14 protein-coding genes and 1 pseudogene are annotated in these 17,473 nt (G+C 63.8%); 8 read left to right on the top strand and 7 right to left on the bottom strand.

What is annotated here, in order from left to right:
- Positions 1 to 102: 102 nt before the first annotated feature.
- Complete coding sequence (locus IEW63_RS03700) at positions 103 to 1,287, bottom strand: acetyl-CoA C-acyltransferase (RefSeq protein ID WP_188635215.1); 1,185 nt, start codon at positions 1,285 to 1,287, stop codon at positions 103 to 105.
- A gap of 292 nt (positions 1,288 to 1,579) precedes the next feature.
- Positions 1,580 to 2,419, bottom strand: coding sequence for a class I SAM-dependent methyltransferase (locus IEW63_RS03695; protein WP_229710306.1), 840 nt, complete (start codon positions 2,417 to 2,419; stop codon positions 1,580 to 1,582).
- Between the two features lie 181 nt (positions 2,420 to 2,600).
- On the opposite strand from IEW63_RS03695, the gene IEW63_RS03690 reads away from it, so the two are divergent.
- The 5 genes from IEW63_RS03690 to IEW63_RS03670 all read left to right on the top strand — a co-directional run bounded on the left by IEW63_RS03690 (position 2,601) and on the right by IEW63_RS03670 (position 7,609).
- Positions 2,601 to 3,800, top strand: coding sequence for an acyl-CoA dehydrogenase family protein (locus IEW63_RS03690; RefSeq protein WP_229710305.1), 1,200 nt, complete (start codon positions 2,601 to 2,603; stop codon positions 3,798 to 3,800).
- A gap of 138 nt (positions 3,801 to 3,938) precedes the next feature.
- Positions 3,939 to 4,703: an SDR family NAD(P)-dependent oxidoreductase gene (locus IEW63_RS03685; protein WP_188635214.1), complete on the top strand. Its 765-nt coding sequence runs from the start codon at positions 3,939 to 3,941 to the stop codon at positions 4,701 to 4,703.
- A gap of 93 nt (positions 4,704 to 4,796) precedes the next feature.
- Entirely contained in the window at positions 4,797 to 5,846 is a 1,050-nt protein-coding gene (locus IEW63_RS03680; protein WP_188635213.1) for a phosphotransferase, read from the top strand.
- A gap of 106 nt (positions 5,847 to 5,952) precedes the next feature.
- Positions 5,953 to 6,789 carry a 5'/3'-nucleotidase SurE gene (gene surE, locus IEW63_RS03675; RefSeq protein ID WP_188635212.1) on the top strand — a complete coding sequence of 279 codons (837 nt, stop codon included), beginning with the start codon at positions 5,953 to 5,955 and terminating at the stop codon, positions 6,787 to 6,789.
- 31 nt (positions 6,790 to 6,820) lie between these two features.
- Positions 6,821 to 7,609: an SDR family NAD(P)-dependent oxidoreductase gene (locus IEW63_RS03670; RefSeq protein WP_188635211.1), complete on the top strand. Its 789-nt coding sequence runs from the start codon at positions 6,821 to 6,823 to the stop codon at positions 7,607 to 7,609.
- 49 nt (positions 7,610 to 7,658) lie between these two features.
- Here IEW63_RS03670 and IEW63_RS03665 read toward each other — a convergent pair whose 3' ends face one another.
- The gene (locus tag IEW63_RS03665) at positions 7,659 to 9,656 is read right to left on the bottom strand and encodes a peptidase U32 family protein (RefSeq protein ID WP_188635210.1); all 1,998 of its coding nucleotides are present in this window, start codon (positions 9,654 to 9,656) and stop codon (positions 7,659 to 7,661) included.
- 177 nt (positions 9,657 to 9,833) lie between these two features.
- On the opposite strand from IEW63_RS03665, the gene IEW63_RS03660 reads away from it, so the two are divergent.
- The gene (locus IEW63_RS03660; protein WP_188635209.1) at positions 9,834 to 10,934 is read left to right on the top strand and encodes a pectate lyase family protein; all 1,101 of its coding nucleotides are present in this window, start codon (positions 9,834 to 9,836) and stop codon (positions 10,932 to 10,934) included.
- A 4-nt stretch (positions 10,935 to 10,938) separates the two neighbouring features.
- Here IEW63_RS03660 and norR read toward each other — a convergent pair whose 3' ends face one another.
- Positions 10,939 to 12,468 carry a nitric oxide reductase transcriptional regulator NorR gene (gene norR, locus IEW63_RS03655; protein WP_188635208.1) on the bottom strand — a complete coding sequence of 510 codons (1,530 nt, stop codon included), beginning with the start codon at positions 12,466 to 12,468 and terminating at the stop codon, positions 10,939 to 10,941.
- Positions 12,469 to 12,684: 216 nt separating this feature from the next.
- Here norR and IEW63_RS03650 point away from each other — a divergent pair.
- Positions 12,685 to 13,122: pseudogene (locus tag IEW63_RS03650) on the top strand (hemerythrin domain-containing protein); the annotation flags it as partial.
- Positions 13,123 to 13,138: 16 nt separating this feature from the next.
- On the opposite strand, the gene IEW63_RS03645 reads toward IEW63_RS03650, so the two are convergent.
- Positions 13,139 to 13,573: a hypothetical protein gene (locus IEW63_RS03645; RefSeq protein ID WP_188635206.1), complete on the bottom strand. Its 435-nt coding sequence runs from the start codon at positions 13,571 to 13,573 to the stop codon at positions 13,139 to 13,141.
- 84 nt (positions 13,574 to 13,657) lie between these two features.
- Here IEW63_RS03645 and IEW63_RS03640 point away from each other — a divergent pair, with 84 nt between their 5' ends.
- Entirely contained in the window at positions 13,658 to 14,833 is a 1,176-nt protein-coding gene (locus IEW63_RS03640) for an NnrS family protein (protein WP_188635205.1), read from the top strand.
- Positions 14,834 to 14,984: 151 nt separating this feature from the next.
- Here the strand turns inward: IEW63_RS03640 and IEW63_RS03635 are convergent, their stop codons facing one another.
- Positions 14,985 to 15,971: a diaminopimelate dehydrogenase gene (locus IEW63_RS03635; RefSeq protein WP_188635204.1), complete on the bottom strand. Its 987-nt coding sequence runs from the start codon at positions 15,969 to 15,971 to the stop codon at positions 14,985 to 14,987.
- Between the two features lie 76 nt (positions 15,972 to 16,047).
- Positions 16,048 to 17,430, bottom strand: a complete 1,383-nt coding sequence (gene hemN / locus IEW63_RS03630; protein ID WP_188635203.1) for an oxygen-independent coproporphyrinogen III oxidase — start codon at positions 17,428 to 17,430, stop codon at positions 16,048 to 16,050.
- Positions 17,431 to 17,473 lie beyond the last annotated feature (43 nt).

Below are 17,473 nucleotides of genomic sequence, written 5' to 3'. Positions count from 1 at the left end.
GCTCCGGGTCAGCTCATACAGATTCGATTCAGCTTCATAAAAGCAAAACCCGAGCAGGGCTCGGGTTCGCTTGCAACATGCAGCCTACAGTCTATTGCGGGATCAGACGATCTCGAACAGACCGGCAGCACCCTGGCCACCACCAATGCACATGGTCACCACCACATACTTGACGCCACGGCGCTTGCCTTCGATCAGCGCATGGCCGGTCAGGCGCGAGCCGGTGACACCGTAGGGGTGGCCGATGGCGATGGAGCCACCGTTCACGTTCAGGTTTTCCATCGGGATGCCCAGACGGTCACGGCAGTAGACAACCTGGGAAGCGAAGGCTTCGTTCAACTCCCACAGACCGATATCGTCCATGGTGAGGCCGTTGCGCTCGAGCAGACGCGGAATGGCGAAGACCGGGCCGATGCCCATTTCGTCAGGCTCGCAGCCGGCAACCGCGAAACCGCGGAAGATGCCCATGGGCTCGATGTTCAGCTGCTCGGCAACCTTGCTGTTCATGACGGTACATACGGACGCGCCGTCGGACAGCTGGCTGGCGTTGCCGGCGGTGACGAAGTGCTCCGGGCCACGTACCGGCTGCAGGCCGGCCAGTGCTTCCAGAGTGGTCTGCGGACGGTTGCACTCGTCGCGGGTCAGGGTCACTTCCTGGCTGGAGACCTCGCCGGTTTCCTTGTTCTGTACCTTCATGGTGGTGGTGAAGGGCACGATCTCGTCGTCGAACTTGCCGGATTCCTGGCCAGCGGCAACGCGCTGCTGACTGATCAGCGAATACTCGTCCTGGGACTCGCGGCTGACGTTGTAGCGGGCAGCCACGATGTCGGCGGTCTCGATCATGGACAGGTACAGTTCCGGCTTGTTCTTCATGATCCACTCGTTGGTACCGCGGAACATGTTGATCTTGTCGTTCTGGCACAGGCTGATCGACTCGACGCCACCGGCAACGATGGCCGGGATCTTCTCGCTCACCACGCGCTGGGCGGCGATGGCGATGGACTGCAGACCAGAGCTGCAGAAACGGTTCAGCGACATGCCGGCGGTGGTGACCGGCAGGCCGCCACGAATGGCCGCCAGACGGGCCATGTTCTTGCCCTGTGCGCCTTCATGGAAGGTCGCCCCGAGGATCACGTCCTCCACCAGCGCAGGGTCGATACCAGCGCGCTTGACCGCTTGCTCGATGACGAAACCGGCCATGTCCACACTGTGGGTGTCGTTCAGTGCACCGCGGTAGGATTTGCCCAGGCCGGTACGGGCCGTGGATACGATTACTGCATCAGTCATGGTTCTGCTCCTGTGTTCAAGCGGGGCGCGCTGGTCGCGCCCATGTTAAGCCAACGATGTTAGATCGAGTAACGCACGGCCATCTCATCCTGGAATACGTGGTCGGTAACCAGCGCCACGGCGGTCGGGCCGATACGCAAGTGGACTGGCCACAAGATTATCAGGACCGCACAGCGAAAGTCGATTTCGAAAACCCTGCATCAATAAATGACATGCGGAACCATCAGCTGCAGCTATGACGGTTTCGAGCCAGGGCGAAGCGCAGCGGCAGAACGACCACCGCGCGTTCAGATCACTTCTTTATGAAAAGCAATGTCATCCGGTCGCTCTCCCCTATCGCGAGATACTGGGCGCGGTTCTCGTCGCCCAGCCGCAGGGTCGGCGGCAGGGTCCATACGCCTTCCGGATGGTCGGTATTGTCCTGGGGGTTCTGGTTGACCGGGCTTCGCGCCACCAGTTCGAAGCCTGCCTCCTCGGCAAGCTCGACAACCAGCTCCTCGGTCACGTAGCCGGTCCTGACCATGGTTTCCAGGTCAGTGCCGATCCGCGCGCGGTGCTCGACCAGGCCGAGCATGCCGCCGGGCTTGAGCGCTGCATGCATCTTGCGGAACACCAGTGCCGCTTCATCACGCCCCTGGCTCAACCAGTTGTGCACATTGCGGAAGGTCAGCACCCGATCGGCGGACCCCGCGGGGGCGATCGGGGTATCCGGATCGAAGTCGAGTACGGTCAGTTGCACCCGGTCATAGACCTCGGGGCTGCGCTCGAGCTTCTTCTCGAAGTCTGCCCGGGAGTTGCGGAAGAACTCCACCGGACTCTCGGGATCGAAGTGCGCGGCTATGTAGGTGCCCTCTTCCCGCAGCAGCGGCGCCAGGATCTCGGTGTACCAGCCGGCACCCGGCCAGATCTCCACCACCGTGTGCCCCGGCTCGACGGCAAAGAAGCTCAGCGTCTGTTCCGGGTTCCTGCCGGCGTCGCGCATCACATTGCTGATGGTGCGCTGGGAGCTGCCCACAGCCTGCCTGAGCTGCTCCTGATGCTGGGGGTCCAGCCTCGGTGCGGAGATGAATTCCTGGGCGCTGGCCAGGGTGGCGGCGAGCATCAGAGTCCCGCCAATGATCGTCTTGAACATCCTTAACTCCATGGGGTGAGTGTGTTTCGACATGCAGGCGGCAGGCCTATCAGACTTGCTTATACACCTCCATTCCAACCGAAGGACATGCTTTTCCCCGTGCCTGTCCCTCTATATGGTCAGCGTCAACCAACCACCTTTCACTGTGGTTCAATCTACTCCGACTTTGCAAGGAGCCATTATGTTCGACCTCAGCCCCCGCATTCAGGATCTGAAGCAGAAACTCGAAGCCTTCATGGATGAATACATCTACCCCAACGAAGCCCTGTTCTATGAGCAGGTGCAGCAGAACAAGTGGGGGCATCCGGCCATCCTTCAGGAGCTGAAGGAGAAGGCCCGCAGCCAGGGACTGTGGAACCTGTTCCTGCCCGAATCCGAGCGCGGCGCCGGCCTGACCAACGAGGAATATGCCCACCTGTGCGAGATCATGGGTCGCGTTTCCTTCGCTCCGGAGGTGTTCAACTGCAACGCGCCGGACACCGGCAACATGGAAACCATCGAGCGCTACGGCAGCGAAGAGCATAAGGAAAAATGGCTCAAGCCGCTGCTGGCCGGGGAAATCCGCTCCTGCTTCTCCATGACCGAGCCGGACGTTGCCTCCTCTGATGCCACCAATATCCAGTGCGAGATCCGCCGCGAAGGCGACGAATACGTGATCAACGGCACCAAGTGGTGGTCTTCCGGAGCCATGAACGAGAACTGCAAGATCGCCATCGTCATGGGCAAGACCGACCCGAATGCCCCCAAGCACCTGCAGCAGAGCATGATCCTGGTGCCCTTCGACTCCCCCGGTGTCACCGTAGTCCGCGATCTGCACGTGTTCGGTTACGACCACGCTCCCCATGGCCACGCCGAAGTGCGTTATGAAAACGTACGAGTACCGGCTTCCAACATCCTGCTGGGTGAAGGCCGCGGCTTCGAGATTGCCCAGGGTCGCCTCGGGCCGGGCCGTATCCACCATTGCATGCGCGCCATCGGCCAGGCCGAGCGTGCGCTGGAAGCCATGTGCCGTCGCGCCGCCGAGCGCGTTGCCTTCGGCAAGCCGATGTACAAGCTGGGCAGCGTGCCGGAGATGATCGCCCGCTCCCGCTGCGAGATCGACCAGGCTCGCCTGCTGACCCTGCATGCCGCCCGCAGCATGGACAAGTACGGCAACAAGGTCGCCCGTCAGCAGATCGCCATGATCAAGGCCGTGGCACCGACCATGCTGTGCAACGTGATCGACCGCGCCATCCAGATCCATGGTGCCAAGGGCGTATGTCAGGACAGCTTCCTCGCCTCCGCCTATGCCAAGGCCCGCACCCTGCGCCTGGCCGATGGCCCGGATGAGGTCCACCTGAACTCCATCGCCAAGATGGAGATGGGTCAGTACCTGTCATAACCCGGGCGCGTGCTGCGCGCCATCGCGCCGGGGCCGTCCGGCGTTCCGGCGGCGTTCCTGCAGTCCGTTTTCTGCAGGAGCGCCGACCCGCAGCGATAGAGGACAATTGTCTGTACAACCATCCCAGAGGAGCCACACATGAGCTCTCTTTTTGATCTGACCGGCAAGGTCGCCGTCATTACCGGCTCGACCAAGGGCATCGGCAAATCCATCGCCGAGGAGTTTGCCCGGGCCGGCGCGCGCGTGGTGATTTCCAGCCGCAAGGCCGACGCCTGTGAAAAGGTGGCCGGTGAACTGCAGGCACAGGGCTTCGAAGCGCTGGCGATTCCCTGCCACGTGGGCGACAAGGCCCAGCTGCAGAACCTGGTGGACACCACCATCAATACCTGGGGCAAGATCGACATCCTGGTGTGCAATGCCGCCACCAACCCGGTCTATGGCCCCACCGCCGAAGTCAGTGACGAGGCCTTCGACAAGATCATGGGCACCAACGTCAAGGGCACCTTCTGGCTGTGCAACATGGTCATCCCGCAGATGACCCGCCTGGGCGGCGGCTCCATCGTGCTGCTGTCGAGCATTGCCGGCATCCGCGCCAGCGCCAACATCGGCGTCTACGGCATGTCCAAGGCGGCCGAAGCCGGGCTGGCACGCAACCTGGCACTGGAATACGGGCCACAGAACATCCGCGTCAACGCCATTGCCCCGGGCCTCATCCGCACCGACTTTGCCCAGGCACTGCTGGATGACCCGGACCGTCTGACCCGGGTCGAACAGTCCCTGCCGCTGCGCCGGGTCGGCGAGCCGGTGGACATTGCCGGGGTCGCCCTGTTCCTGGCCTCCAGTGCCGGTGCCTATGTGACCGGCCAGACCATCGTTGCCGACGGCGGCGATACCATCACCTGATGCTGCAGGCCTGCCCCACTGGCAAATTGTTCGCCACGGTGGCAGGCTCAGGGCAGCGAACACCATTACAAAACCAGAGCATGGAATCCCCAGATGAGCGAAGCCATCCTGATCGACGTGCTGCCGGCCCACCGTTTCGATGAAGCGAAGCTGGCAGCCTATCTGAAAGGACGCATACCGGGCGTCGAGCACGGCATACAGATCAAGCAATTCCAGGGCGGTCAGTCCAACCCGACCTTCCTTTTGACCATCGGCGAGAAGCGCTACGTGCTGCGCAAGAAACCGCCGGGCAAGCTGCTGCCGTCGGCCCACATGGTCGAGCGCGAATATCAGGTGATCAGCGCGCTGGGTGATACCGGCGTGCCGGTACCCGCTGCACGGCTGCTCTGCGAGGACCCCGAGGTCATCGGCACGGCGTTCTACATCATGGATCATGTGGAAGGTCGGGTGCATTCGCACCCGCTGCTGGAAAGCGTCAGCGCCGACCAGCGCATGCCGATCCACCGCTCGATGATCGAGACCATGGCGCGGCTGCACAATGTCGACTGGAAGGCGGTCGGCCTGGAAAACTACGGCCGGCATGAAGGCTACGTGGCACGCCAGATCAAGCGCTGGAGCGGTCAGTTCGAAGCCAGCCGCACCGGTGACATGCCGTCCATGGATGCCCTCATGGACTGGCTGCCGAAAAATGCGCCGCAGGACGACTTCACCACCATTGCCCATGGTGATTTCCGTATCGGCAACCTGATCCTGCATCCGGAGCGGCCGGAAGTGGTCGCCATCCTCGATTGGGAGCTGGCGACACTGGGCCACCCGCTGTCGGATCTGGCCTATTGCTGCCTGCCCTACCACCAGAGCACCGGTCTTGAAGGCATGCGCGGCCTGAAGGGGCTGAACCTGAAGGAGTACAACGTACCCGAGGAACAACAGGTTCTGGACTGGTACTGCGAGTTCACCGGCCGTACCGAGGTACCCGACTGGAACTTCTTCCTGGCCTTCTCCCTGTTCCGCCTGGCTGCCATCCTCCAGGGCGTCTACCATCGCGCATTGCAGGGCAACGCCAGCAACGCCGACGCACTCGAAGTCGGCAAGCGTGCCAGCCTGCTGGCCGACGTCGGCTGGGAGATTGCGCAGCGCAAGTAAGCCGGTCAGCGCGCCCTGGAGTGTCGAGTTCCATCTCGACACAGCGTGCCGGCGATATCCCCGGGGGCCGGGTGCAACCCGCCCCCCATTCCCCTGAGGTATTTTCATGTCCAAACCCATCAAACGCGTACTCCTGACCAACGACGATGGCTGGCGCGGGCCGGGCTTCAAGGTGCTTGAGGATATCGCCCGGGAGATCGCCGAAGAAGTGTGGCTGGTCTCCCCGGACCTCGATCAGAGTGGTGTTTCCATGTCCATCTCGGTGCACCATCCACTCCGGGTTCACCAGTTCGAGGAACGTCGCTTCAGCGTCAGCGGCACGCCCAGTGACTGCATCCTGCTTGGCGTGGCAGAGCTGCTGCCGGAAAAGCCCGACCTGATCCTGTCAGGGGTAAACCGGGGTGCCAACATCAGCGACTCGGTGGCCTATTCCGGCACCATCGGCGGCGCCCTGACCGGCACTCTGCTGGGTATCCCCGCCATCGCCCTGAGTCAGGCCTACCACTCGACCAGTCCAGTGCACTGGGAAACCTCCCGGCAATACGGCGCGCAGCTGGTGCGCGAACTGCTGGAAACGGGCTGGCCGGAGGATTGCGCCATGAATATCAACTTCCCGGCCCGCGCACCCGAGGATGTTCGTGGCATGGCCATCTGTCGGCCGCAGCGCGGCAGCATCGGCGGCGTGAAGATCGAGCGCCGGGAGGACACCCGCGGCGTCCCCTATTACTGGCTTGGCTTCAAACGCCAGAGCGAACGCATCATCGGTCGGGAGACCGATGTCGGCGCCCTGCGCGACGGTCTGATCGCCCTGTCGCCGGTACGCTTCGAACGCGGCATCGCCGACTCATGGCATATCGATACCGATCAGCTGTCCGACCGGCTTGGCATCAATACCGGCGACCGGGACGACGCCCCGAAAAACGAGCCGAGCATCGACCACTGAGCCGGCAGCCGAACAACAACAGGAGATGAGAATGCAGCGCTTCGAAAACAGGATTGTACTGATCACCGGCGCCGGCAGCGGCATCGGCCGGGCTACCGCCAAACGCCTGGCCAGCGAGGGTGCCCGCCTGATGCTGGTCGACCGCAATGCCGAAGGCCTGGCCGAGACACTGCAGCAGCTGCCGGAGGCCACCGAGGTGCTGCACCGCGAACTGGACGTGTCCGACGAGGCCGCCGTCGAGCAGTGCGTGGCCGATACCGTGGCCCACTTCGGACGGCTGGACGTGCTGTGCAACAACGCCGGCATCGCCGGCGGTGACTACAGTCTGGCCACCGACCAGAGCATGGAAACCTGGCAGAAGATCATCAACGTCAACCTGTTCGGGGTGGTGCTGTTCACCAAGTATGCCTCCCGGCAGATGCGTGAGCAGAACGGCGGCGCCATCGTCAACACCGCCTCGGTGGCCGGCATCCGCTCCGGCGCCGGCGGCAACGCCTACAGCGCCTCCAAGGCCGGGGTGATCAATTTCACCATGACCTCGGCCTGCGATCTGGGCCAGTGGAATATCCGCGTCAACGCCGTGTGCCCCGGGTTGATCGAGACCGGCATGACCCAGCGGGTGTTCGACTATGCGCGGGAGAACAACAAGGAAGACAGGCTGGGTTCGCGCTGCGAGCTGCGGCGCTACGGCCGCCCGGAGGAGATTGCCGGTGCCATCGCCTTCCTCGCCAGCGACGATGCCAGCTATGTCACCGGCCAGGCGCTGGCCGTGGACGGGGGCAACACCGCCTCGCTGAACCTGCCGGGCATGAAGTTCTGACCACTTGACAGCTACCCCGGGGCCCAGCGGCCCCGAGTCTAGTGGGCGCTCAACGGGCCCGACGGGGAATGGTCTTGAGCAGATCCTCCGGGGTGATGCTGCCGACGACGCTGCCGCCACTGCCCGGCGGCGGGGCGTGGAAGATGTTGCTGCGCATCTTGCCGATCACATGCATCTCGCAGGGCTTGCAGTCGAACTTCAGGGTCAGCACCTCGTCACCATGCACCAGCTGCATGGGCGCCACCTTGGTGCGCACCCCGGTCACGCCCTTGGCCTGCTTGGGGCAGAGATTGAAGGAGAAGCGCAGGCAGTGCTTGGTGATCATCACCGGCACATCGCCCGGCTCCTCGTGGGCCTCGTAGGCCGCATCGATCAGCTTCACACCATAGCGCTGATAGAAGGCACGCGCCTTGTGGTTGTAGACGTTGGCGAGAAAGCTCAGGTGCGACTGGGGATACACCGGTGGCGGCACCGCCACCGGCTTGCGCGCACCATGCGGGAAGGCGGCAATGCGCGCCTGATTCAACTGCTCGACCAGGTCCCGGCGCAGCGCCTTGAGGCGTGAGCCGGGGATGAAGGGCACCGGCCCGCCACTGATCTGGATATCCTGCGCATGGTATTGCGTGGCGCCCAGCTGCGCGAGCACCTCCTGCAGCTGCTCCAGCGCCCGCTCAGGCTGCCGGGCCTGGTCGAAAGGCCCCTCGAGCTCGGCGCTGACGCTGATGCCTTCCTCACTGATCAGGGTGAAGGTCAGCGCATGGGGTGCCAGCGCCACCTGCCAGTTTGCACCGATGCGGCGCTCGGCGGAGGTGCGCTGCAGCGCCTGTTGCCAGTCATGATCCAGGTTGCGGTTGAGCTGCTGGGGCAGCCGCGCCCGGCGCAGCTGTTCCGGCAGCTCATTGGGCTCGACCCGGTACTGCCAGCGCGTCGCGCCTTCTTCTTCGTACTGCGCCAATTGCTGGGCAATGTTCGCACGGAAGCCCACCACCTCGCGCTTGACCAGAACGTTGAGACCGTCGCCATTGGACAGCGGGACATCCGTCACCACCAGCAGATCCTTCTTGCGCACCTCCAGCAGCTCGCCCACCGGCAGGCCGGTGAAGGTCGGCGAATCGAAGGCGCCGATATCGATCTTGCGGTCGGTGACAAAGTAGTCAGTGCTGCCGCGGTGGAAGGTCTTGTCCGGATCGGGCACGAAGAAGTGCTCGGTGCGGCCGCTGGAGGCGCGGGCCAGGTCAGGGCGCTGTTCGAGAATGGCATCCAGCTGCTGGCGGTACCAGGCGGTGATGTTCTTCACATAGCCCATGTCCTTGTAGCGCCCCTCGATCTTGAAGGAGCGGATACCGGCGTCCACCAGCGCCTCCAGGTTGGCAGTCTGGTTGTTGTCCTTCATCGACAGCAGGTGCTTCTCGTAGGCGACCACCGCGCCACGCTCATCCTTCAGGGTATAGGGCAGACGGCAGGCCTGGGAGCAGTCGCCCCGGTTGGCACTGCGTCCGGTCTGGGCATGGGAGATATTGCACTGACCGGAGAATGCCACGCACAGCGCGCCGTGGATGAAGAATTCCAGCGTGGAGTCGACCTGCTCGTGAATCGATCTGATCTGCTGCAAGTTCAGTTCCCGGGCCAGCACCAGCTGAGAGAAGCCAGCCTGATCAAGGAACCTGGCCTTGTCCAGGGTGCGGATATCGCACTGGGTACTGGCGTGGATTTCGATGGGCGGAATGTCCATTTCCATGACGCCCATGTCCTGCACGATCAGTGCGTCCACCCCGGCATCGTACAGCTGATGGATCAGCTGCCGCGCCGGCTCCAGCTCATCGTCGTGAAGAATGGTATTGAGCGTGACGAAGATGCGTACATGGAACAGCCGGGCAAAGCGCACCAGCTCGGCGATGTCCGCCAGGCTGTTTTCCGCGTTGTGCCTGGCACCGAAACTCGGCCCACCGATGTAGACGGCGTCGGCGCCGTGGAGGATGGCCTCACGGGCGATGGCAACGTCCCGGGCGGGACTGAGCAGTTCGAGGTGATGCTTGGGGAGAGACATGGACGCAACCGTGCAACTGGAAAGCCGCCGATTGTAGCCCGATTGGGCGGTAGCTGCACGGCAGGCCGATCACCGACATGGGTGACTGCGGGCCGACCGACAAAGCTGCACACTGTATGGTCCGCGCTGCCGTTGGCTCCGCCATGCGCTCCCTGTAAACGACACAGAGGAAGCCCCATGAACATCACCACCCCGCGCCGCTGCACTCCGCTGCCTGGCTTTGCACTGCTTTTATGCCTGGCTCCGGCCCATGCCTTGAATCCCGGCCCTTCCCCCACGCCGCCGGACCCTGTGCCACCACCCGGTGACAGCGCCTGCCTCAGCGCGCCGATCGGCTTTGCCGCGCAGAACGGTGGCACCACCGGCGGGGCCGGCGGCTCGGTCGTCACGGTGCGTACCGGTCATGAACTGAACAGTGCGCTGGCCGCGCACCAGTCCAGCTGGAAATCCAACAACGGTCATCGCACCGTGATCCGCATCGACGGCACCATCAACGCCGGCAACTCCCCGGTCAGCCGCTTCGACATCAAGGACACCGGCAACCTGTCGCTGATCGGCAGCGGGCGGGGTGTGCTGGATGGTCGTGGCATCCTGATCCGCGGCTCGAGCAACATCATCGTGCGCAATCTGACCATACGATATGTGCGCGATGGCAGCGGCGACGGTATCGATATCGACGGCACCCGCCCGGTGCGCAATGTCTGGATCGACCACAACACCTTCCACAACCGGCTGAACGTGGACAAGGATTATTATGACGGGCTGGTCGACGGCAAGCTGGACACCAGCTACGTCACCCTGAGCTACAACATCTTCCGCGACAGCCACAAGACGTCGCTGTGGGGCCACAGCGATAACGAATCCGGCAGCGCAGACCGGCGCATCACCTTCGCCTTCAACAAGTTCAGTAACATCACCTCCCGCGCGCCGCTGCTGCGCTTCGGCCAGACGCACATCTACAACAACTACTACAACCAGGTGAGCGACACCGGCATCAACACCCGCATGGGTAACCGGGTGCGCATCGAGAACAACCTGTTCGAGAACAGCAAGAACCCGATCGTCTCCTGCTACAGCCGTCAGCTGGGCTTCTGGGATGCGCGCAACAACCAGATGGACAATGTGCGCTGGGAAGGGGCTTCGGATTGTGCGGTGGCGAACTCCGGCAACACCGCGACCATCACCTACAACCCACCGTACAGCTACCAGCTGCTGCCGGTGGAACAGGTGAAGGCCCATGTGACGGCCAACGCCGGTGCCGGGAGGTGCGCCCTGTAGGGGGTCAGGCTTTCAGGCCAAGCCGCCGTGCCAGCTTGTGCAGGTTGCTGGCATCCAGCTCCAGCAGGCGTGCGGCGGCGCTCCAGTTATCGTCACAGGCCGCCAGCGCGCGGCGGATTTCCTGTCGCTGGCAGGCCTCCACACTCAGGCGCAGCGGCTGGACCATGCCGGCGTCCGGTACCCGCGTCGTGGCCGTCGGCTGGGGTACAGTCGGGTCACTGATGGGGATGTCCAGCAAGGCCGCATCCAGCGACAGCATCGCCTGCCTGGAGCCATTGCGCCCCAGCGCCTTGATGGCAGCTCGGCTGATTACATGTTCCAGCTCCCGCACGTTGCCCGGCCAGTCGTAGCCGAGCAGTGCCTGCTCGGCATCAACCGACAGGCGCAGGCTGCGCACCCCCAGCCGCGCCCGGTTCAGTTCGAGGAAGTGCCCGGCCAGCAGCAGCACATCGTTGCCCCGCTCGCGCAGTGGCGGGACCGGCACCGGGTACACCGACAGGCGATGATACAGATCGGCACGGAAATCACCCTTTGCAACCGAGTCGGCCAGATTGCGGTTGGTCGCCGCGACGATGCGCACGTCCACCCGCAGCGGCTGGTCCGCACCCAGGCGCTGAATCTCACCGTTCTGCAAAGTGCGCAGCAGCTTGGCCTGCACATGCAGCGGCAGCTCGCCGACCTCATCAAGAAAAAGGGTGCCGCCATTGGCCGCGTCGAAGCGCCCTGCCCGGTCGGCGGTCGCACCGGAGAAGGCCCCCTTCACGTGGCCGAACAACTCACTCTCGGCCAGTGATTCGGGCAGCGCAGCACAGTTGACCTGCACCAGTGGCTTGTCCGCTCTCGGCGAATGACGGTGCAGCCAGTGGGCGAACAGCTCCTTGCCGACCCCGGTCTCGCCGGTGATCAGCACTGTCAGGTCGGAATCCGCCACCACCGCCAGCTCATCCAGCAACCGGGTGACCACCGGGCTGTTGCCTACCAGGCCGTGCTGCTGCAGTCCCGGCAGGGCACGGTGGTCATCCGCACGCACCATGCGCAGTGCCCGATTCTCCTGCTCAAGCCGGATGACCCTCAGCAAGCCCTCGATCAGCGGCAGCAGCCGCTGCAGCTTCTGCCGGGCGCGCTCGTCGAAGGTGCCGGCGGTCAGCGCATCGAGGGTCAGGGCGCCCCACAGCTCGCCTTCCACATACAGGCTCACGCCCATGCAGTCGTGCACCGGAAGCGCCTCCCCCGGGTGCTCGTCCAGCAGACCGTCGTACGGGTCGGGCAAGGTGCTGTCGGACTCGAACCAGGTGATCTCCCGGCGCGACAGCAAGGCCGCCAGACGCGGCTGGCGGGCAAGATCGAAGCGGCGGCCCAGCGCATCCTGAACCAGCCCGACCGCCGCCACCGGACGCAGCGAATCATCCTCGTACTGCAACAACACCACGGCGCCACAGACGAACGTCTCACGGAGCACCTGGACCAGGCGCTGCAGCCTGACAGCAGCCGGCAGCTCGGCAACGAGGTCGGGGAGGAGGAAATCTTCGATCATGGTGATTTGTACCCTGCGTGGTTTGACCTACCATACGCCTCCCGGGTCAAATAAACCAGACCCTAATAAATACCTTGATAATCAATATGTTATTAGGGTGGCATGTCGGTTGCAGAGAGCTGACTACATCCCTGCACAGCGGAGCATTACATGTCCCACCCCTTCCCTCCCCGGCTGGATGCCGAGAAATTCGAATCCGCCACCTGGCTCGATACGCCTACCGAGGAGCTGATCCGGCATATTCTCAGTCGATATCATCAACGCCACCGGGAACAGCTGCCGGAGCTGATCCGGCTGGCTCGTCGCGTGGAGCAGGTCCACGGTGGCCATCCGGAGTGCCCGAACGGCCTGGCCGACCACCTCTGCGATGTGTACCAGGCGCTGGAAAGTCATATGCTGAAGGAGGAACAGATACTCTTTCCGATGCTGTTGCGGGGTGAGCGTGCCCAGGCGGGCGGTCCGATCAGTGTCATGCGCTTCGAGCATGAACAGCATGATGAAGGGTTGCACAGGCTGCGCCAGCTCACCAATGACATCCAGCCGCCAGCCCATTCGTGCAATACCTGGCGGACCCTGTATCAGGGGCTGGAGCAGTTCAGCCGGGAGTTGCTCCAGCACATCCAGCTGGAGAACGAGGTGCTCTTCACCCGCTGACCGCACGTCGCCGCGATCAGAGGACGAACATGCTCTTGGCGCAGATCACCAGCAGGACGGCATGTACCAGCAGGCTGACATTGAGCAGATCCATGCCGCGTTCGCCCAGCCGCTGGCTGCGGCGAAGGAAGATCAGCAACGCGTAGTGACCTATGATCATGAACGCGAGGATGATCTTGACCGTCAGCAGCGTGGCAAAGGTGCTGGCCGAAGGGTTGGCCAGCAGGGTTCGGTAGGGCCAGGCCAGCGCGATACCGGCCCCGTAGAGCAGGACCGCCACGACATGGATCACATGCCGCGCCTGCTGACCGAGCGCCGGAGCCAGCCGCTGGCGTGTTGCCGAATCAAGGCGCCGATTGACGGGAGTGAGGATGAGCACCTGGAAGAACAGCGTGCCGATGAAGGCGATGGCCGCCAGCAGGTGCAGAGTCTTGATAATCAGATAGGTCATGTTTACCCCGGTCACGGACGGATTGCCACGCAGCAATCGAACCGGTGGCCGGAAAAAAGCATAACAAGCAATCAGGAGATTTTCATGCAGGATCGTCGTAGCACACTGCCCGTGCTGTTTGCCCTGGGGTTCCGCCCCCTGTTTCTGCTGGGAGCGCTGTTCGCAGTCGTGGCAATACCCCTGTGGATCGCCGCCTTCCTCGGGCATGCAGACTTCAGTCCCAGCGGTGGCTGGCTGAACTGGCACCGGCACGAAATGATCTTCGGCTTCGGCGTGGCGATCGTCGCCGGCTTTCTGCTCACCGCCATCCAGGCCTGGACCGGGGTGCCGGCACTGACCGGCGTACCGGTTCTGGGTCTGGCCCTGCTGTGGCTGGCAGGCCGGTTGTGCTGGCTGCTCGGCGCGCCGCTCTGGCTGCTGATCCCGCTCGACCTGATCTTCCTGCCGCTGGTGGCATTGGCCATCGGCCGCTCGCTGTGGCAGGTCAGACAGACCCGCAATTACCCTGTGCTGGTCATGCTGCTGCTTCTGGCGCTATGCAATCTGCTGGCACTGACAGGGCTGGCACAGGAGGATTTCGCCCTGCAACGCCACGGGGCGACAGCTGCGCTCTGGTTGATTGCCGGACTGATGGGCCTGATCGGCGGTCGGGTCATCCCTTTCTTCACCCAGCGTGGACTGGGTCTGGCCGAGCCGGTCCACGCCCTGCCCCGACTGGACAATCTGCTGATGGCCGGCAGCATCTTCGTCGCACTGCTGATGCTGACCGGAGTGGGCCTGCGGCCCTCGCTCTGGCAAGCGCCCATCTACCTGCTGCTGGGCCTGGGGCACCTGCTGCGGCTGCTGCGCTGGCATCATGCGCGCATCTGGACAGTACCCCTGCTGTGGTCACTGCACCTGTCCTATGCCTGGCTGGCGCTGGCGCTGATCGCCATGGCCCTGTGGCACGGCGGCTGGCTGCTGGGCTTCAGCCAAGCGACTCACCTGCTGGCCATCGGCGGCATGGGTGGCATGATCCTGGCGATGATCTCCCGGGTCAGCCTGGGGCACACCGGACGCCCGCTGGAGCCGCCGTTGGCGATGAGCGTCGCCTTCATCCTGCTTAATATCGCGGTGCCGTTGCGGGTATGGCTGAGCATTCCGATGCCACAGACCGGGTACTGGCTGGCGGCGGGGTGCTGGGCCGTGGCCTTTGCCATGTTCGTCTGGTATTACACGCCGATATTGCTGGCGCCGCGGCCGGATGGGCGGCCGGGGTGATTGCCGGGCTACGAAGCCCCAGCCCTCTCCCGCGAGGGGAGAGGGAGCCAATCCGTGCTCACCGCTCTTTCGCTTTTCGCTTGAACCAGCGGTCCGGAACAGGCTCCCCTCTCCCCTTGCGGGAGAGGGGTCGGGGGAGAGGGGAAAGAACCTACAACAACTCCTTTCTCAGCTCCGCAGGCGACTTGGGTGACAACAGCCCCGGTGCCACATCCAGCACCGTCTGCGCACCCACCACACCCTGCTGATTCAGCCGCCAGGTGGCGCGGGCATAGGCGACCAGCACTGCGGCGGTGAATTCCGGGTTGCTGCCCAGCTTGAGGGTGTACTCCACCACCTGTGTGGTGCCGGCGCCGGAGGTGCCGCTGCGGATGACCACGCCGCCATGGGGCATGGCGGCGTGATCGCGGCGCAGCTCTTCCTCGCTGATGAAGTGCACCGCAGTATCGTAGTCGGCAAAGTAGTGCGGCATGCTGACGATGGCCTGCTCCACTTCGGATGCCTCCGCACCCTCTGCCAGTACCACATAGCATTCGCGCCGATGCTTCTCGCGGGTAGTCAGCTGTGGCAGTTCACCGCTGCGCACACGCTCGATCGCCGGCTCCGCGGGAATGGTGTACTGCACACCGGCCTTCACGCCGGGCACCCGGCGTACCGCGTCCGAATGCCCCTGGCTGAGCCCCTTGCCCCAGAAGGTGTAGGTTTCGCCCACCGGCAGAATGGCTTCGCCATACAGGCGGTTGAGGGAGAACAGCCCCGGGTCCCAGCCCACTGACAGCAAAGCGGTCTTGCCGGCCGGTTTCGCGGCTTCATCCAGTGCTGCGTAGTACTCGGGAATGGTCGCGTGGGTATCGAAGCTGTCCACGGTGTTGAACAGGGCCGCCATGGCCGGGCCCTGAACCGGCAGGTCATCCTTGGAACCGCCGCAGAGAATCAGCACGTCGATGCGATCCTGGAACTGGCTGATGTCCGCCTGCGGGTACACGGGCACCTGGGCGCTCAGCAGGCTGACGCTGGCAGGGTCTCGCCGGGTGAACACGCCGACCAGCTCCATATCTGGACTCTGGGCAACGGCCATCTCCACGCCGCGCCCGAGATTACCGTAACCTGCGATACCTATTCTGATTTTCGGTTGCATATGTCGCCTGTCGTATCAATAAGCCAGAAGAGCCGGCCATTATACAGGCTTGAGCAGCACCGGCCTGTCCCGATATTCAGATGATCTGCGCATGAACTGGCTGGGCACCGACGGGAAGGTAGGCATCGAACACACTGCAGACCCGGGCCACCAGCGGCCAGCCCGCAGGCAGAACCTCGATTCCCTGTGCGGCGAGCCGTATCAGGCCGTCCTGGTCCATCTGTCTGAGAGCTGCCTGGCAATCGGCGAAGTAGATCTGGAAGTCGATCCCGAAGCGCTGCTCGATATCCCGGTAATCCAGCCGTAAGCGACACAGCAGCTGCTGAATCACCACCCGGCGCAGGCGATCATCGGTGGTAAGCACCCGCCCCTGGTCGGCGGCCAGCCGCGGGTACGACAGTTTCCGCCGGTAGCGCTCCACATCACGGTCGTTACGCCAGCACACCCCTCCTACCCGGCTGATTGCCGATGCACCAAGGCCGATCAGGTCGCATTCCACACCGGCAACATAGCCCTGCAGCCCATAGATGAGCATGCCCGCTTCCCGGGCCAGACTCAGGCTGTCGTCCGGCATCGCGAACTGGCCCATGCCGATGAATCGGTAGTCCGCCTGCTGCAGCCGGTGCAGAGCGCTGCCGAAGATGCTCAGGCACTCGTCCCGACCGGGGAGCTCTGCAGCTCTGATGTGCCGCTGTGGCGCGTGACGCTCGGGACGATGCAGATAGCGGTGAAGCGACAGGCGATCGGGCTTCATCGCGACGGCCTGATCCAGGGTGCGGGCAAAGGATGCGCTGGTCTGTCCCGGCAATCCATACAGCAGGTCCATGCTCACCGACCGATAGGCCAGCGCTCGCGCTGCATCCATCATTGTCCGCGTCTGATCTGGATTCTGCCGGCGGTTGACCGCCAGCAGCACCCGCTGATCCAGATCCGGCACTTCCAGGTGGAGATGATTGAAGCCCAGCTCCCGCAGCTGCCCCAGGGTAGACCAGTCCGCTTCCCTGGGATCGATGCTCACGCTGTACACGGCATTGTCGTCGGCCCGCAGGCGGAAATGACGGCGCAATCGGCCCATCAGCTCCGCCAGCTCGCCATGATCGAGCAACGTCGGGGTGCCGCCGCCCAGGTGCAGCCGCTCTACCGAGGAGCGGCCCTGCAGATGGCTGGAGACCAGCTCCATCTCCTGGTACAGGGCCGCCAGGTAGGACTGCACCCGGCTGCGGTCGCGGGTGATCAGCCGGGTGCGGGAACAGTGGTGGCAGGCGCTTGCACAGAAGGGTATGTGTATGTAGAGCGAGAGCGGGCGCTCCAGCCGGCCGCAGTTCTCGAGCGCGGCACCAAGATCGCGGGGGGAGATGGCATCGCGGTATTGGGCCGGGCCGGGATAGGCCCGGTAAAGCGGCCCGGCGTGGTCATAGCGGCTGACCAGACCCGCATCCCAGGTGACTGGATCAGACATGGATTTGTGCTCCGGTACGTGTCTGGCTGATGGCTGCAGACTA

Source organism: Halopseudomonas pertucinogena (assembly GCF_014646575.1).
Taxonomy (GTDB): domain Bacteria; phylum Pseudomonadota; class Gammaproteobacteria; order Pseudomonadales; family Pseudomonadaceae; genus Halopseudomonas; species Halopseudomonas pertucinogena.
Note: the sequence above shows the minus strand (reverse complement) of the source record. Positions and strands in the feature narration are given on the sequence as shown.

Coding starts and splice junctions, on each gene's coding strand:
- IEW63_RS03660 (WP_188635209.1), top strand. CDS start 9,834: ATGAACATCACCACCCCGCGCCGCTGCACTCCGCTGCCTGGCTTTGCA.
- IEW63_RS03665 (WP_188635210.1), bottom strand. CDS start 9,656: ATGTCTCTCCCCAAGCATCACCTCGAACTGCTCAGTCCCGCCCGGGAC.
- IEW63_RS03700 (WP_188635215.1), bottom strand. CDS start 1,287: ATGACTGATGCAGTAATCGTATCCACGGCCCGTACCGGCCTGGGCAAA.
- hemN (WP_188635203.1), bottom strand. CDS start 17,430: ATGTCTGATCCAGTCACCTGGGATGCGGGTCTGGTCAGCCGCTATGAC.
- IEW63_RS03680 (WP_188635213.1), top strand. CDS start 4,797: ATGAGCGAAGCCATCCTGATCGACGTGCTGCCGGCCCACCGTTTCGAT.
- surE (WP_188635212.1), top strand. CDS start 5,953: ATGTCCAAACCCATCAAACGCGTACTCCTGACCAACGACGATGGCTGG.
- IEW63_RS03645 (WP_188635206.1), bottom strand. CDS start 13,573: ATGACCTATCTGATTATCAAGACTCTGCACCTGCTGGCGGCCATCGCC.
- norR (WP_188635208.1), bottom strand. CDS start 12,468: ATGATCGAAGATTTCCTCCTCCCCGACCTCGTTGCCGAGCTGCCGGCT.
- IEW63_RS03640 (WP_188635205.1), top strand. CDS start 13,658: ATGCAGGATCGTCGTAGCACACTGCCCGTGCTGTTTGCCCTGGGGTTC.
- IEW63_RS03685 (WP_188635214.1), top strand. CDS start 3,939: ATGAGCTCTCTTTTTGATCTGACCGGCAAGGTCGCCGTCATTACCGGC.
- IEW63_RS03695 (WP_229710306.1), bottom strand. CDS start 2,419: ATGTTCAAGACGATCATTGGCGGGACTCTGATGCTCGCCGCCACCCTG.
- IEW63_RS03670 (WP_188635211.1), top strand. CDS start 6,821: ATGCAGCGCTTCGAAAACAGGATTGTACTGATCACCGGCGCCGGCAGC.
- IEW63_RS03690 (WP_229710305.1), top strand. CDS start 2,601: ATGTTCGACCTCAGCCCCCGCATTCAGGATCTGAAGCAGAAACTCGAA.
- IEW63_RS03635 (WP_188635204.1), bottom strand. CDS start 15,971: ATGCAACCGAAAATCAGAATAGGTATCGCAGGTTACGGTAATCTCGGG.